This is a genomic window from Bradyrhizobium sp. BLXBL-01 (assembly GCF_051853025.1).
Lineage (GTDB): Bacteria > Pseudomonadota > Alphaproteobacteria > Rhizobiales > Xanthobacteraceae > Bradyrhizobium.
Map to the genome: position 1 here is coordinate 6,337,229 of NZ_CP182471.1, position 16,188 is coordinate 6,353,416.

Here is a 16,188-nt window from a genome sequence, read left to right on the forward strand (position 1 = left end):
TGCAGATGCAACTCGGCATGATCGGCCTCGGCCGAATGGGCGGCAACATCGTTCGCCGCCTGATGCGCCACGGGCATTCGACGGTGGTCTACGACAAGGATGCGAAGGCCGTCGCCGGCCTTGCCGCAGACGGCGCGGTCGGCTCGGCGACGCTGGAAGAGTTCGTCGCCAAGCTGGAGCGGCCGCGCACGGCCTGGGTGATGCTGCCGGCTGGACGCATCACCGAGACCACGATCGAGACGATCGCCGGCGTGATGCAGGAAGGCGACGTCATCATCGACGGCGGCAACACCTTTTGGCAGGACGACGTCCGCCGCGGCAAGGCGCTGAAGGCGCGCGGCATCCATTATATCGATGTCGGCACCTCAGGCGGCGTCTGGGGGCTCGACCGCGGTTACTGCATGATGATCGGCGGCGAGAAGACGGTGGTCGACCGGCTCGATCCGATCTTCGCGGCGCTCGCGCCGGGCGCCGGCGACATTCCGCGCACGCCGGGGCGCGAGGGCCGCGATCCCCGCATCGAGCAAGGCTACATTCACGCCGGCCCCGTCGGCGCCGGGCACTTCGTCAAGATGATCCATAACGGCATCGAATACGGCCTGATGCAGGCCTATGCCGAAGGTTTCGACATCCTCAAGAACGCCAATATCGAGGCCCTGCCGGCGGATCACCGCTACGATTTCGATCTCGCCGACATCGCCGAAGTGTGGCGGCGCGGCAGCGTGATTCCATCCTGGCTGCTCGACCTCACCTCGACTGCGCTCGCCGACAGTCCGCAGCTTGCCGAATATTCCGGCTTCGTGGAGGATTCCGGCGAAGGACGCTGGACCGTGAATGCCGCGATCGACGAGGCCGTGCCGGCCGAGGTCCTGACCGCGGCGCTCTACACACGTTTCCGGTCCCGCAAGGAACACACCTTCGCCGAAAAAATTCTCTCCGCGATGCGTGCAGGGTTCGGCGGGCACAAGGAGCCGGGCGCGGCGAAGCCAAAGTAACGAGTGAACCAAGCGAAGGCCGACTATTCGTGACAAAAGACCCGCAGCCAAAGCGCAAGCCGGAAAATTGCGCCTTCGTCATCTTTGGCGTCACCGGCGATCTCACCCATCGTCTGGTGATGCCGTCGCTCTACAATCTGGCCGCCGAGCATCTGTTGCCGGAAAAATTCTGCGTCGTCGGCGTCGCCCGCAGGGGCCAGTCCGATGAGGAGCTGCGCGACAGCCTGCTGAAGGGCTTGCGGCAATTTGCGACGCGCCCCGTCGACGACGACATCGCGACGAGGCTGCTGGAATGCGTGACCTTCGTCGAGGCCGATCCGAAGGATCCGCCCTCCTTCGATCGCCTGCACCAGCATCTGGATTCGCTGGAATGCGCGCAGGACACCGGCGGCAACCGGCTGTTCTATCTGGCGACGCCGCCCGCCGCGTTCGCGCCGACCGCGCGGGAGCTCGGCCGCACCGGCATGATGAAGGAGAACGGCGCCTGGCGGCGGCTCGTGATCGAGAAGCCGTTCGGCACCGACCTTGCCTCGGCCCGCGCGCTGAATGCCGAGCTGCTGAAGATCATGGACGAGCACCAGATCTACCGGATCGACCATTATCTCGGCAAGGAAACGGTGCAGAACATCCTGGTGCTGCGCTTTGCCAACGGCATGTTCGAGCCGATCTGGAATCGCAACCACATCGACCACATCCAGATCACCGTGGAGGAGAAGCTCGGCGTCGGCCACCGCGGCGGCTTCTACGATGCCACCGGCGCGCTGCGCGACATGGTGCCGAACCACCTGTTCCAGCTGATGTCGCTGGTCGCGATGGAGCCGCCCGCCCGCTTCGACGCACATTCCGTGCGCTCCGAGAAGGCGGACGTGCTCACCGCGATCCCGCAGCCCAGCCGGGAAGAGGCGCTGAAGAATTCGGTGCGCGCGCAATATCTCGCCGGCCGCATCGGCGACGACGAGATCACGGACTATCGCAAGACCGCGGACGTCAAGCCTGGCAGCACCACCGAGACCTATGTCGCGCTGAAGCTGATGATCGACAATTGGCGCTGGGCCGGCGTGCCGTTCTATTTGCGCACCGGCAAGGCGCTCAAGCACAAGCGCACCGAGGTCGCGATCAAGTTCAAGCAGGCGCCGCTGTCGATGTTTTCAGGCACGGACGTCGACCGGCTGTCGCAGAACTTCCTCACCATCGGCATCGCCCCGACCGAGACGATCGAGCTCCAGTTCAACGCCAAGGTCCCGGGGCCGAGCGTCACCATCGATGGTGTCGAGATGAAGTTCCGCTACGGCGACTATTTCCGCGCCGATCCCTCGACCGGCTACGAGACGCTGATCTACGACTGCATGATCGGCGACAACATCCTGTTCCAGCGCGCGGACGGTGTCGAGGCCGGATGGCAGGCCGTGCAGCCGTTCCTGGACGCCTGGAAGAGCGCGGGCACCAACGGCATCGAAACCTATGAAGCCGGCAGCGACGGCCCTGCCTGCGCCGACGAGCTGCTCCGGCGCGACGGGCGCAGCTGGCGGAAGTACTCGTGATGGCTCTGGCCGAGCAGCCGAAGCTGATCGTCGAGGCCGATGCCGAAGCTCTCGCCCGCGCCGCGGCCGAACGGGTGATGGCGCGGATTGCGGCCAATCCCGGCCGCATCGCGGTCTGCCTCACCGGCGGCTCCAGCCCGAAGAAGCTGTATCAGTTGCTCGGCAGCGAGGCCTGGCGCAGCAGGATTCCGTGGGACCGCGTGCACTGGTTCATCGGCGACGAGCGCTTCGTGCCTGAAAGCGATCCCCTCAACAACATGGCGGTCGCGCGCGCGACCTTTCTCGACCGCGATGCGCCCGCCGGCCATATCCACCCGATCCCGACCACGGCTGACAATCCCGATGCCGCCGCGGCAGCCTATGCGCGCGAGCTGCAGGCCTTCTATGGCGCAGACCAGCTCGATCCGGCCCGCCCGCTGTTCGATCTCGTCCTGATGGGCGCGGGGCCGGACGGCCACACCGCCTCGCTGTTTCCCGGTTACCCCGAGATCGAGGAGACCCGACGCTGGGTCGTCGGCGTGCCCAAGGCGAACGTCGCGCCGTTCGTGCCGCGGGTCTCGCTCACCCTGCCCGCTTTGGCCTCCTGCCGCGAGATGCTGTTCGAGATTGCCGGGCACGACAAGCAGCCGATCTTGACGCGCCTCGTCAATGGCGAGAATCTGCCGGCCTTACGCGCGCGCTCGAACGGCGAGACCGTCTGGCTGGTCGACAAGGCCGCGCTTCCGGAGGAAATTCGTGGGCCGCGCTGAAGCACCTTGTGCATTGATCGTGATGGGCGTGTCGGGTTCGGGCAAGAGCACGGTTGCGAAGGCGCTCGGCGAGCGCCTGGGCTGGCGTTTCGAGGACGGCGACAGCTTCCATCCCGCCAGCAATGTCGAGAAGATGCGAGCCGGACATCCCCTCACCGACGAAGACCGCTGGCCCTGGCTGAATGCCATCGCCGACGAGATCGCGCTGGTGTGCGGACGCGGCGGGCACGTCATCATCGCCTGCTCGGCGCTGAAGCACGCCTATCGCGACGTGCTGCTGCGCGGCCGCGACGACGTCCGCTTCGTGTTCCTGAAGGGCACCAAGGAGCTGATCGCCGAACGGCTCGCGCAGCGCAAGGGACATTTCATGCCGCCCGGACTGTTGACCAGCCAGTTCGAGACGCTGGAGCCGCCGGAGGCGGGCGAGCACGTCATCACCGTCTCGATCGACGAGACCGTCGAGGCGATCGTGGACGGCATCGTGCGGCAATTGAAGCTGGGCGGCGCAATACCCAAGGTCTTGCCATGACGCAAATCTCACTCGTGGTCTCCGACGTCGACGGCACGCTGCTGACCAAGGACAAGACGCTGACCGAGCGCGCAAGACGCGCGGTGCAGCGGCTGCACCAGGCCGGCATCGGCTTCACCATCACCTCCAGCCGGCCGGCGATCGGCATGCGCTTTTTGATCGAGCCGCTGGCGCTGTGGCTGCCGGTCGGCCCGTTCAACGGCTCCTCGATCGTCGATCCCGAGATGCGGCCGGTCGAGCAGCACCTGATTCCGGCGCGCGCGGCCGAGCGCGCCTTGCAGATCCTCCGCGACTACGGCGCCGACATCTGGCTGTTCACCACCGACAAATGGCTGATCGACAATCCCAGCGGCAGCTACGTCGCGCACGAGCAGCACACGATCCGCGCCGATCCGACCATCGTGACGGATTTCTCGCCCTATCTTGCGAGCGCCTGCAAGATCGTCGGCGCCAGCGCCGATGCGGCCGGGCTCGCCGCTTGCGAGAAGGCGATGCAGGAGGCGCTCGGCAGTGAGGCCACCGCGGTGCGCTCGCAGACCTATTATCTCGACGTTACCCCGCCCGGCTTCAACAAGGGCACGTTCGTGCAGGCCATGGCCCAGCGCTTGGGCATCTCGACCGACGCGGTTGCCACCATCGGCGACATGCAGAACGATCTCGCGATGTTCCGCGTCAGCGGCACCTCGATCGCGATGGGCAACGCCGCCGACAACGTCAAGGACGAGGCCACGCATGTCACTGCGAGCAACGAGCAGGACGGCTTTGCCGAGGCGATGGAGATGATCTTGACGCGGAATGGGGTGGGCTAGACGGGCTGCCAGTCGGGTCACCTCTCCCGCTTGCGGGAGAGGTCGCCGCGTCGCGGCGGGTGAGGGTTCTCTCCTCTTGGGGGTTCTCGCCCAGCGGAGAGAGCCCTCTCCCCAACCCTCTTCCGCAAGCGGGAGAGGGGGAGCACCGTCCTTGTGGAGGCAACAGAGCCTGACGGCTCTTGCTACTACTTCGACCGCTGCATCGCCGGCTTCTCGCTCTTCTGCCGTGCAGCCGAGAGGTTATGCGCCGTGTTGACCAGCGCAATGTGGGTCAGCGCCTGCGGGAAATTGCCGGTTTGGCGGCGGGCGACGGAATCGTATTCCTCGGCGAGCAGCCCGACGTCATTGGCGACGCCGACCACGCGATCGAACAATTCCTGCGCCTTGTCGAGATCACCCGAGAGCACATAGGCATCGGCGAGCCAGAGGCTGCAGGCCAGGAACGCGCCTTCGAGCGGCGGCTGTCCCGGAGGCAGCTCGCGCGGATCGTGCCGCAGCACGAAACCGTCGCGCATCAGGCATCTCTCGACGGCGGCGATGGTGCCGCAGATGCGCGGGTCCGACGCCGGCAGGAAGCCGACGGCCGGCAGCAGCAGCACGCTGGCATCGAGCAGCTTCGTGCCGTAGGATTCGACGAAGGCGCCCACCTCCGCGTCAAAGCCCCTGGTGCAGACGTCGCGGTGGATCGCATCGCGCAAGGTGCGCCAGTGCAGGAGCGGCGCCTTGAAGCCGAAGGTCTCGGCGCTCTTGATGCCGCGGTCGAAGGCGACCCAGGTCATCACCTTGGAGAACACGTAGTGCCTGGGCTGGCCGCGCCGCTCCCAGATGCCGTGATCGGGCTGGTCCCAGACCTCGGCGAGATGATTGAGCACGGCGCATTCCAGCGCCCAACTCTCGTCGTCGAGCTTGAGCTTGGCCATGCGCGATTGATGGAAGGCGTCGATCAACTCGCCATAGACGTCGAGCTGGAGCTGGGCGTGGGCGGCATTGCCGACCCGCACCGGCTGCGCGCCCTCGTAGCCGGCGAGCCAGGCCGCCTCCCATTCCAGGAGCCGCCGCTGGCCCCAGATGCCGTACATGATCTGCATGTTCGAAGGCGAGCCGGCCGCCGCGCGCAGCAGCCAATTGTGCCAGGCCGAGGCTTCCTCGGTGTAGCCCGAGTTCATCAGCGCCAGCAGCGTGAAGGTGGCATCGCGCAGCCAGCAGAAGCGGTAGTCCCAGTTCCTGCTGCCTCCGAGCTTTTCCGGCAAGGACGTGGTGGGTGCCGCGACGATGCCGCCGGTCGGAGCGAAGGTCAGCGCCTTCAGCGTGATCAGCGAGCGCAGGATGAGGTCTTGGTAGTCGCCGTCGCGGGTGCAGTGGCCGCACCAATCGCGCCAGAACGTTTCGGTCTCCTGGAGCGCGACCTCGGGATCGATCGGCGCGGGCGGCTCGATATGCGAGGGGCCGTAGGTCAGCACGAAGGGCACGGTCTGGTCCGCGCCGACCTCGAATTCGGCGACCGTCGTCAGATCCTCGCCGCGGGTGTCGACGGGTGTTCGCAGCACCGTCATGTCCTGGCCGCAGATTGCCAGCAGCGAATGATCCATCCGCCGCACCCAGGGAATGTCGGCGCCGAAGCCAAAGCGGATCACGAGCTCCATCCGCATCTTCACGGTGCCCCCGAGGCCGCGCACCAGCCGCACGATGTCGGACGCCTTGCCGCGCGGCGGCATGAAGTCGATCAGCGCAACCGTGCCGCTCTTCGTCTCGAATCGCGTTTCGAGGATGAGGGTATTATCGTGATAGCGCCGCGAGATGCGGGTCGCGTCCTCGCATGGCGCGATCAGCCAGCGCCCGTTCTTGTGGGTGCCGAGAATGGCGGCGAAGCAGGCGTCGGAATCGAAGGCGGGCCAGCACAGCCAGTCGATCGAGCCGTTGCGCCCGACCAGCGCCGCGGTCTCGCAATCGCCGATCAGCGCATAGTCTTCGATCCTCTGAGACAATGTCGTGCGAGCCTAGCAATGCCCGGCCGTTCAACTCCCGCCGGGCAATGAACGTTCCCGTGTCGCGGCCTTCAAGGCTGCGAGATCGATCTTGGACGCGATCTCGTCGAGCGCGACCGGAAGGCGCTGCCGCCAGTTCGGATGCTCGTCGATCGTGCCGGGGATGTTGGGCTGGTCGATCACGCCCAGCAGATCCTCCAGCGACACCGCAAGCAGCCGCGAGGGCGTGCGCGAGAGGAACGCGAGCACGGAGTACACATCGTTGGCGTTGATGCCGTTCTGGCCCAGAATCTCGTCGAGCCTGCCGAGCGCATCCCAGCGCGCCTGGTCGTTCTCGCCGGGATCGAGCCCGAGCGAGCGCTTCATCCTGAGATCGCTGAAGGAGCGCCAGCCGGCATAGGTCGACAGGTCATGCGTGTTCAGCGTCACCAGCGCATTGGGCCGGTAATGGTCGACATTGCGGAAATGTCCGGCATCGTCGCGCTCGAACATCATGACGAGATAGGACCAGATGCCGAAATCCTGCATCATTTCGCGGAAACCTTCCGGCACGGTGCCGAGGTCCTCGCCGATCACGATGCATTTATGGGCCGCGCTCTCGCGCGCCACGGCAGCCAATAGCGCCTCGAACGGCATCTGCACATAGGCGCCGTTGTCGGGCTTGAAGCCGCGCGGCACGAGATAAAGCCGTTTCAGGCCGAGCACGTGATCGAGCCTGATGGCGCCGGCATGACGCATCGAGGCCGCGAGCATGTCGGCGAAGGGGACGAAGGACTGCGCTTCCAGCCCACCGGCGTTGAAGCCGGCAAGGCCCCAATCCTGGCCGATGGTGTTGAGCACGTCGGGCGGCGCGCCGACCGCGAGATGACGCGAGATCGCCGTCTGCTCGTTCCAGGCATCGAAGCCGTTGGACTGCACGCCGACGGCAACGTCGAGATAGAGCCCGACGCGCATGCCGAGCTGGCTGGCGAGCTCCTTGGCCGCATGCAGCTGGCTGTCGGCCGTCCATTGCACGAATTCGACGAACTCGACCTCGCGCCTGTCGGGACCGTTGCGCAGCTCGGCGAATTTCGCCTCATCCGGCTGCTGCCACTCTTGCGGCCATTCCCACCAGGGTCCGGTGAAGCGATGCCGCAGCACCTCGAAGCAGGCAAAACGGGACAACAGCGGCGCGCGGTCCGCACGGAAGGCGTCAAACGCCTTGCGACGCGCCCCGCTCGCGCTTCTGACGAAGCTGTCGAAGGCCGCGCGCAGGCCCAGCCATTTCAGCGCCGCCATGTCGGCATAAGGGACGCGATCGCCCTCGCGCAGGCGGGCGGCCGTCGCGGCCGCGTCGGGCACGAGGTCGGCCGAGAATTCAGGTATCGCCTCGACGTCGATATAGAGCGGGTTGAGGAACAGCCGGCTGTTCGGCGAATAGGGGCTGCAATCGGCCGGGTGGTCGTCGAACAGGACATGCAGCGGATTGAGCCCGACGCCGTCGGCCCCGAGCTGCTTGGCGAGCCGGACCAGGCCGGCGAGATCGGTGAAATCGCCGATGCCCCAATTGCGGCCCGAGCGGACGCTGTAGAGCTGCACGGCAAGCAGCCAGCCGCGATCGAAATCGCCGCCGAAGCAGCGTTCGGGCGCCACGATCATCGGCACGTCTTCGCTGGCACCTTCGGCATCGGTCAGCGTCAGGCGGTGATACCCGAGCGCCAGGCCGGCGGGCCAGGCGATCACGGGCTCGCGCGTCTCGCCTGCCGCGATCACATTGCCGTTGCCGGAAATTTTCCATTGCAGCGGCGGGGCGCCGATCGAGGCCAATTCCGTGCGCGGATGTCCGAGGGCACGCACCACGACCGGCCCGCTGACGAAGCGATAGACCCGCTTCTCCGGCAGGGCGTCGAGGATGGATTTGAGGGCCTCGGGCGCGGTGACCCGCAGCTTGCCGAGGGCATCGATGAATTCGGATTGAACGCCCTTGATCCGGGCTTGAGCTAAAAGATCCATTCGGCACGCAGCTTGCAGGCCATGGTTTGGCCGGGGGCATCGATTTTAACGAGATCGCGGAAGAGGTTAGTCAGGGGTAACTCGCAAACTGCGCTTGCCGTTCCCGAGGGAACCAATGACACACAAGCGGCTTTCTATAATGGTACCAAGCGTGGGTTCCCGACAAGGGAAACGGGCTCCTGCTTTCTTGTCAATGGCATCACCGTGAACAAGACAATTCAAACTGTCGAAAGTGCCGCGGCCGGCAGCGCTTTCCTGATCGAGGACGTTTATCCCGCGATCGACGGCGGCCGCTTCGCCGTGAAGCGGATCGCGGGCGAACGGATCGAGGTCTGGGCCGACATCTACCGCGATGGCGAGGCCGTGATATCAGCCGCGCTGATCTGGCGAGGAGAGCAGGAGCGCGAATGGCGGAGCGAGCCGATGACCCATCACGGCGATGACCGCTGGTCCGGCGCGTTCACGCCCCCCGAGCCCGGCCAATATGTCTACGCGATCGAAGCCTGGACCGACGAGTTCGCCACCTGGTCGCGCGCCGTCACGCGAAAACGGCGCACCGGGGCCGATGTCAGCCTCGATGCGATCGAGGGCGCCGGCCTTTTGACCAAGGCGCATGGCGCGCAGCAGGACGCCGCAGCGATCATCATCAGGCAGTGCGAGGACTATTTGAGGAACGGCGACATCACCTCGCTGCTCGCGACCGAGCTCGGCGAAGCCATGGCCGAGAGCCAGTCGCGGCCGGACCTGACGCGCTCGCCATTCTTTCCGCTGACCGCGGACCGCGACAAGGCGCGCTTCAGCGCCTGGTATCAGATGATGCCGCGCAGCCAGGGCGCATGGCCGGGCCGGCATGGCACGCTGCGCGACTGCATCGCGCGCGTGCCCGACATCGCCGCGATGGGCTTTGACGTGCTCTACTTCACGCCGATCCACCCGATCGGCCACACGAGCCGCAAGGGCCGCAACAACGCGCCGGTGGCCGGTGAAGGCGATCCCGGCTCGCCCTATGCGATCGGCTCGGTCGAGGGCGGCCACGACGCGCTGCATCCGGAGCTCGGCACGATCGAGGATTTTCGCGCGCTGGTCGCCACGTGTCTCGAGTATGGGATCGAGCTTGCGCTGGACTTCGCGGTGCAGTGCTCGCCGGATCATCCCTGGCTGACGCAGCATCCGGAATGGTTCAAATGGCGGCCCGACCGCTCGGTGAAGGCGGCGGACGGCCCCTATTCCGACATCGTCATCCCCGATTTCAATTCGGTGGATCGCGTCGGGCTTTGGAACGCGTTTCGCGATGCCATGCTGTTCTGGATCGACAAGGGCGTGACCATCTTCGCCATCGACAATCACGACACCGCGCCGCTTGCGTTCTGGGAGTGGCTGATCCGCGACATAAGCCGCCGTCATCCCGACGTGATCCTGTTCTCCAAGACCTATGCACGGCCAAAGCTGATGAAGGGCCTCGCCAAGCTCGGCTTCGCGCAGTCCTTCACGTACTTTCCCTGGCGCACAGAGAGGTGGGAGCTACAGCAATATCTCGGCGAGCTGACGCGCTATCCCGAACGCGATTTCTATCGTCCGCACATGTTTGTCAACACGCCTGACCTGTTGCCCTTTCACCTCCAGAGCGGAGAGGCCTGGGCCTTCAAGTCGCGCGTCGCGCTGGCGGCCACGCTGTCAGGCAATTACGGCATCTACAGCGGATTCGAGCTGCTGGAGCATGACGCCATTCCCGGCCGCGAAGAATATCTGGATTCCGAGAAGTACCAGATCAGGCAGCGCGACTGGGACAAATCCGGCAACATCAAACCCTACATCGCGGCGCTCAACCGCATCCGCAACGACAACGCGGCGCTTCAGCAGACCGCGAATTTGCGCTTTATCGCCATCGAGGACGGCGAGACGATCGCCTTCGCCAAGGAGTCGGCCGATCCGGCCAACATTGTCGTCGTCGTGATCGCGGTGGCGCGCCATGTCCGTGAATGCTGGCTGCCGCTCGGTGATCTCACCGTTGACGTCGGCGGACGGCGTCACCATGTGACGACACTCGAAAACCTGCTCACCGGCGAACAATCCCGCATCGAATGGGGCGGCATCAAGTTGCGTATCGATCCCGACCGCGATCCGGCACTTCTGTTCCGCTGCCTGGCGTAAGGGGTCACGCCATGAATGTTCTGTCTTCCGTCGATACCAAGAAGGTTGAGGCTGCCGAGGTCGTGGATGAGCTCTGGTACAAGGACGCCATCATCTACCAGCTCCACGTCAAGGCCTTCGCCGACAGCAACAATGACGGCATCGGCGACTTCGCCGGGCTGACCGAGCGGCTGCCCTATCTGCAGGAGCTCGGCGTCACGGCGCTGTGGCTGCTGCCGTTCTATCCCTCGCCCGGCCGCGACGACGGCTATGACATCGGCGATTACGGCGCGGTCAATCCCGATTTCGGGACAATGAAGGACTTCAAGCGCTTCATCCAGGAGGCACAGAAGCGCGGCCTGCGCGTCATCACCGAGCTCGTCGTCAACCACACCTCGGACCAGCACAAATGGTTCAAGCGTGCGCGCCGCAGCCATCCGGGCTCCAGCGCCCGCAACTGGTATGTCTGGAGCGACACCGACCAGAAGTACCAGGGCACGCGCATCATCTTCACCGACACCGAGAAGTCGAACTGGACCTGGGATCCCGAGGCCGGCGCGTTCTACTGGCACCGCTTCTTCTCGCACCAGCCGGACCTCAATTTCGACAATCCGCGCGTGGTCAGCGCCATCATCCAGGTGATGAAGCGCTGGCTCGATGCCGGTGTCGACGGCTTCCGGCTCGATGCCATTCCCTATCTGTGCGAGCGCGAGGGCACCTCGAACGAGAACCTGCCCGAGACCCATGCGATCATCAAGCGGCTGCGCCAGGAGCTGGACGCATATTCCAAGGGCAAGCTGCTGCTGGCCGAGGCCAATCAATGGCCGGAGGACGTGCAGGAATATTTCGGCCGTGGCGACGAATGCCACATGGCCTATCACTTCCCGCTGATGCCGCGCATCTACATGGCGATCGCCCAGGAGGACCGCTTCCCGATCACCGACATCCTGCGCCAGACGCCTGATATCCCCGCGAGCTGCCAATGGGCGCTGTTCCTGCGCAATCACGACGAGCTCACGCTGGAGATGGTCACCGACGTCGAGCGCGACTATCTCTGGACCACCTACGCCAACGATCCCCGCGCGCGCATAAATGTCGGCATCCGCCGCCGCCTTGCGCCGCTGATGGACAACGACCGGCGCAAGATCGAGCTGATGAACTCGCTGCTGCTGTCGTTCCCGGGCACGCCGATCATCTATTACGGCGACGAGATCGGAATGGGCGACAACATCTATCTCGGCGATCGCAACGGCGTGCGCACGCCGATGCAGTGGAGCCCGGACCGCAACGGCGGCTTCTCGCGCTGCGACCCGGCCCGGCTCTACGCGCCGCTGATCATGGACCCGGTCTACGGCTATGAATCCGTGAACGTCGAGGCGCAATCGCGCAGCCTGTCCTCGCTGCTCAGCGCCACCAAGCGGCTGATCTCGGTGCGCAAGTCGACGCTCGCCTTCGGACGCGGCACCATGACCTTCATCCGCCCGGCCAATCGCGCCGTGCTGGCCTATGTCCGGCAATACCGCGACGAGGTGATCCTCTGCGTCGCCAATCTGTCGCGCGCCGCGCAGGCCACCGAGCTCGACCTGTCGCCGTGGAAGGACCGCATTCCACAGGAAATGCTCGGCCGCACGCGCTTTCCCGCGATCGGCGAATTGCCCTACATGATCACGCTGGGGCCCTACGGCTTCTACTGGTTCCAGCTTCAGGAGCGCGACAAGTCGGAGCCGGTGATTCCGCGCGCAGTGCCGGAATTCGAGACGCTGGTGGTGCCGGTGAATTCGAACTGGGTCTCGCTCGCCCGCGAGCGCGGGGTGTTCGAGCGCGACGTGCTGCCGGGCTTCCTGTCGCGGACGCGCTGGTATCCGGAGCACAATCCCAAGCAGATCAAGGCCACGCTCACCTCAGCGGTGCCGTTCAGCGACATCGGCGACAACAGACCCTGGATCGCGTTCTTCGAGACGACGCGGAACGACGTCACCACGCGCTACGTGATGCCGATGCAGATCGAGTGGGTGCGCTTCGACCGCGAACGCTTCAACCCGAAGGCGCTCGCCGCCGTGCGCCAGGGTGCGCGAGAGGGCACGCTGCTCGACGTCGCGACCGAGCAGATCTTCATCGGCCTGTTCCTGCGGGGCCTGTCGCAAAACCTGGTGGTGGAGGAGAACAATCTGCGGCTGGAGTTCAAGGCGACCAGCCGGTTCGCCGACTACACCATCAAGGAGCCCGAACGCATCCGCGCCATCGAGCAATCGAACAGCACCGCGCTGGTCGACAACAAGTACGTCGCCAAGATCTATCGCCGGCTCGAAAGCGGCGTCAGCCCCGAGATCGAGATCGGCCGCTATCTCACCGAGGTCGCTCGCTTCGCCAACACGCCGGCGCTGCTCGGCAGCGTCGAGCTTGTCGACAATAACCAGCGCAGCGCGCTCGGCGTGCTCCACGCCTATGTCGAAAACCAGGGCGACGGCTGGACCGTGACGACTGGGTATCTCGATCGCTATGTCGACGAGCAGCGCCTGGCGCCGGCCGATGAGATGCCGCGCGAAACCCAGGAGCAGGCGCCGTATCTGCATTTCATCGCGCAGATCGGCCGGCGGCTCGCCGAACTGCACGTCGCGCTCGCCGCGGCAAAGCCCGACGATCTCGCGCCCGTGCCGATCGAGCCGGCCCAGATCAGGACCTGGCTCTCCGACCTCAAGGCGCGTGCCGAGCGGGTTCTCGAGCGGCTGGCCGACAGCCGCGACGGGCTGCGGGAGGCGGACCGGCCCCTGATCGACCGGCTCGTCGCCGCACGCCGTAGCCTGTTCGACGGCCTGAATGCGCTCTTGCCATCGGACATCGGCGGGTTGAACATCCGTCATCATGGCGACTTCCGGCTCGGGCAAACTCTGATCGTGAAGGACGATATCTTCATCATCGACTTCGACGGCGATCCGCGTGTGCCGCTGGCCAACAAGCGCCGCAAGGCGCCGGCCGCCCGCGACGTCGCCGGCCTGATCCATTCCATCAACCTTTCCGTGAACGCGGCGCTAGGCCGCGCGCTCACGGGCGCCTCCGACGAGCAGGACCGGCTCGCGGCCGCGCTCGACGAATGGCGCGAGCGCGCCACCGCGACCTTCCTGTCCGCCTACCGCGAAGCCATGACCGACCGGAGGCTGTGGCCGGAGGATCGGTCCAGCGCGGAAGGCCTGTTGAAATTTTTCCTGCTAGATCGAGCGTTCCACGACGTAGAGTACGAGCTGTCCCACCGGCCTGAGGGGCTCCATGCGCCGCTGACCGGACTGCTTCGCATTCTGTCCAGTGCCGAGAGCGAAGCCCATGCCTAAACTGCCTGCCGAAGCCTACGCGATCATCGAGGGCCGCCACTCCGACCCCTTCCACTATCTCGGGCTGCATCCCGAGGGCGGCAAAAGCGTGGTCCGCGCATTCCTGCCCGAGGCCACCAATGTCGAGGCGGTCGGCGACCATGGCGAGGTCGCGCCGCTCGACCGCGTCCACGATTCCGGCCTGTTCATCGGCGCCCTGCCCAACGGCTCGAAGCACTACCAGCTGCGCGCCAAGTTCGGCAGCAACGTCGTCGAGTTCGAGGATGCCTACCGCTTTCCACCGATCCTGACCGATTTCGACCTCTACCTGCTCGGCGAAGGCACCCATCAGCGCCTCTACGACAAGCTCGGCGCGCACCCCTTGCGGCTCGAGGGCGTCGACGGCATCGGCTTCGTCGTGCTGGCGCCGAATGCGCGGCGCGTCTCCGTGGTCGGCGACTTCAACTTCTGGGACGGTCGGCGCCATCCGATGCGGGTGCGCGGCAACGGCTATTGGGAATTGTTCATCCCGCATGCGAAGGCAGGCGATCACTACAAGTTCGAGATCGTCGGACCGCATGGTCATCTGCTGCCGCTGAAATCCGATCCGATGGCATTCGCCAGCGAGTTGCGGCCGAAGACAGCGTCGATCGTGTTCGACGAGGCGCATCTGCCGCGGCCGCGCCCGGCGCCCGAAGGCATCAATGCAATGTCGGCGCCGATGTCGATCTACGAGGTTCATCTCGGCTCGTGGCGGCGCAAAGGCAACAATGAATGGCTGACCTATCGCGAGCTTGCCGAGCAGCTGCCGGCCTATGCGCGCGACATGGGCTTCACCCATCTCGAATTCCTGCCCGTGAGCGAGCACCCGTTCGACGGCTCATGGGGCTATCAGCCGACCGGCCTCTATGCGCCGACCAGCCGTTTCGGCAGCCCCGAGGATTTTGCGGCGCTGATCGATGCCTGCCACCGCGAAGGCATCGGCGTGCTGCTCGACTGGGTGCCGGGTCACTTCCCGGACGACCCGCACGGGCTCGGCCATTTCGACGGCACCGCGCTCTACGAGCACGCCAACCCGCTGCAGGGCCGCCACCTCGACTGGGGCACGCTGATCTACAATTACGGCCGCACCGAAGTGACGAACTTCCTGGTGTCGAACGCGCTGTTCTGGATGGAGCGTTATGCCATCGACGGCCTGCGCGTCGATGCGGTCGCGTCCATGCTCTATCTCGACTACAGCCGGCCGCCCGGCGCGTGGATCCCGAACCAGTATGGCGGGCGGGAGAACATCGAGGCGATCAACTTCCTGCGCCGCTTCAACACGGAGATGTTCGCCCGCTTCCCGCAGGCGACCACGGCCGCGGAGGAATCCACCGCCTGGCCCCAGGTCTCGCGCCCTGTCGAGTTCGGCGGGCTCGGCTTCGGCTACAAATGGAACATGGGCTGGATGCACGACACGCTGAACTACATCAGCAAGGATCCGATCCATCGCAAGCATCATCACGGCGAGATCCTGTTCGGCCTGCACTATGCGTTCTCGGAGAACTTCATCCTGCCGCTGTCGCATGACGAGGTCGTGCACGGCAAGCGCTCCATCCTCGGCCGCATGCCCGGCGACGAGTGGCAGCGCTTTGCCAATTTGCGCGCCTATTACAGCTTCATGTTCGGCCATCCCGGCAAGAAGCTCTTGTTCATGGGCGCGGAGATCGCACAGAGCCGCGAATGGAATCACGACCAGTCGCTCGACTGGCACCTGCTCGAGTACAAGGTCCATTCCGGCGTCCAGGCCCTGATCCGCGACCTCAACCGGCTCTACCGCGCGGTGCCGGCGCTGCACCAGATGGATTGCGAGCAGGCCGGCTTCGAATGGCTGATCACGGACGATGCCAACCGCAACGTATTCGCCTGGCTGCGCAAGGGGTTCGACGAGAGCGCGCGGTGTATCGTCATCGTCAACTTCTCGCCCAACGTCTACCAGAACTATCGCGTTCGCGTGCCCTTCGGCGGCAAGTGGAAGGAAGTGCTCAACTCCGATTCCGCCCATTATGGCGGCAGCAATGTCGGCAATATCGGCGAAGTCCAGGCCGAGGGCGGCGAGCTCCGCCTCACCATTCCGCCGCTCGCTGCGATCTTCCTCGTTCCGGAAAGCTGAT

The 16,188-nt window shown here is 65.4% G+C and carries 10 protein-coding genes; 8 read left to right on the plus strand and 2 right to left on the minus strand.

Annotated elements, in window-relative coordinates; translation table 11 throughout:
• Positions 1-5: 5 nt before the first annotated feature.
• Genes gnd through ACNJYA_RS29515 form a run of 5 tightly spaced genes read left to right on the plus strand, consistent with a single transcriptional unit; the run spans position 6 to position 4,623 of the window.
• Entirely contained in the window at positions 6-995 is a 990-nt protein-coding gene (gene gnd / locus ACNJYA_RS29495) for a phosphogluconate dehydrogenase (NAD(+)-dependent, decarboxylating) (protein ID WP_439403486.1), read from the plus strand.
• A gap of 29 nt (positions 996-1,024) precedes the next feature.
• Positions 1,025-2,536 carry a glucose-6-phosphate dehydrogenase gene (zwf, locus tag ACNJYA_RS29500; protein ID WP_439364104.1) on the plus strand — a complete coding sequence of 504 codons (1,512 nt, stop codon included), beginning with the start codon at positions 1,025-1,027 and terminating at the stop codon, positions 2,534-2,536.
• Entirely contained in the window at positions 2,536-3,285 is a 750-nt protein-coding gene (gene pgl / locus ACNJYA_RS29505) for a 6-phosphogluconolactonase (protein WP_172786994.1), read from the plus strand. Before zwf ends, pgl begins: the two co-directional genes overlap by 1 nt.
• Positions 3,272-3,814: a gluconokinase gene (locus ACNJYA_RS29510; protein WP_212254503.1), complete on the plus strand. Its 543-nt coding sequence runs from the start codon at positions 3,272-3,274 to the stop codon at positions 3,812-3,814. Before pgl ends, ACNJYA_RS29510 begins: the two co-directional genes overlap by 14 nt.
• Complete coding sequence (locus ACNJYA_RS29515) at positions 3,811-4,623, plus strand: HAD family hydrolase (protein WP_172786880.1); 813 nt, start codon at positions 3,811-3,813, stop codon at positions 4,621-4,623. Before ACNJYA_RS29510 ends, ACNJYA_RS29515 begins: the two co-directional genes overlap by 4 nt.
• A 185-nt stretch (positions 4,624-4,808) precedes the next feature.
• Here the strand turns inward: ACNJYA_RS29515 and ACNJYA_RS29520 are convergent, their stop codons facing one another.
• Positions 4,809-6,608 (minus strand): glycoside hydrolase family 15 protein, encoded by a 1,800-nt coding sequence (locus ACNJYA_RS29520; protein ID WP_212254502.1) that lies wholly within the window; start codon positions 6,606-6,608, stop codon positions 4,809-4,811.
• Positions 6,609-6,638: 30 nt separating this feature from the next.
• Positions 6,639-8,600, minus strand: a complete 1,962-nt coding sequence (gene malQ, locus ACNJYA_RS29525) for a 4-alpha-glucanotransferase (RefSeq protein WP_212254501.1) — start codon at positions 8,598-8,600, stop codon at positions 6,639-6,641.
• Positions 8,601-8,804: 204 nt separating this feature from the next.
• Here malQ and ACNJYA_RS29530 point away from each other — a divergent pair, with 204 nt between their 5' ends.
• The 3 genes from ACNJYA_RS29530 to glgB are packed head-to-tail and all read left to right on the plus strand — an operon-like array spanning position 8,805 to position 16,187.
• Entirely contained in the window at positions 8,805-10,751 is a 1,947-nt protein-coding gene (locus ACNJYA_RS29530; protein WP_212254500.1) for a maltotransferase domain-containing protein, read from the plus strand.
• An 11-nt stretch (positions 10,752-10,762) separates the two neighbouring features.
• The gene (gene treS / locus ACNJYA_RS29535; protein WP_212254499.1) at positions 10,763-14,056 is read left to right on the plus strand and encodes a maltose alpha-D-glucosyltransferase; all 3,294 of its coding nucleotides are present in this window, start codon (positions 10,763-10,765) and stop codon (positions 14,054-14,056) included.
• The gene (gene glgB / locus ACNJYA_RS29540) at positions 14,049-16,187 is read left to right on the plus strand and encodes a 1,4-alpha-glucan branching protein GlgB (protein WP_439364105.1); all 2,139 of its coding nucleotides are present in this window, start codon (positions 14,049-14,051) and stop codon (positions 16,185-16,187) included. The genes treS and glgB overlap by 8 nt, the downstream gene beginning before the upstream one ends.
• Position 16,188: the final 1 nt, after the last annotated feature.

What these genes read in the sequence shown, in the direction of transcription:
- gnd (WP_439403486.1), top strand. Translation starts at nt 6, where the DNA reads ATGCAACTCGGCATGATCGGCCTCGGCCGAATGGGCGGCAACATCGTT.
- malQ (WP_212254501.1), bottom strand. Translation starts at nt 8,600, where the DNA reads ATGGATCTTTTAGCTCAAGCCCGGATCAAGGGCGTTCAATCCGAATTC.
- treS (WP_212254499.1), top strand. Translation starts at nt 10,763, where the DNA reads ATGAATGTTCTGTCTTCCGTCGATACCAAGAAGGTTGAGGCTGCCGAG.
- glgB (WP_439364105.1), top strand. Translation starts at nt 14,049, where the DNA reads ATGCCTAAACTGCCTGCCGAAGCCTACGCGATCATCGAGGGCCGCCAC.
- ACNJYA_RS29515 (WP_172786880.1), top strand. Translation starts at nt 3,811, where the DNA reads ATGACGCAAATCTCACTCGTGGTCTCCGACGTCGACGGCACGCTGCTG.
- pgl (WP_172786994.1), top strand. Translation starts at nt 2,536, where the DNA reads ATGGCTCTGGCCGAGCAGCCGAAGCTGATCGTCGAGGCCGATGCCGAA.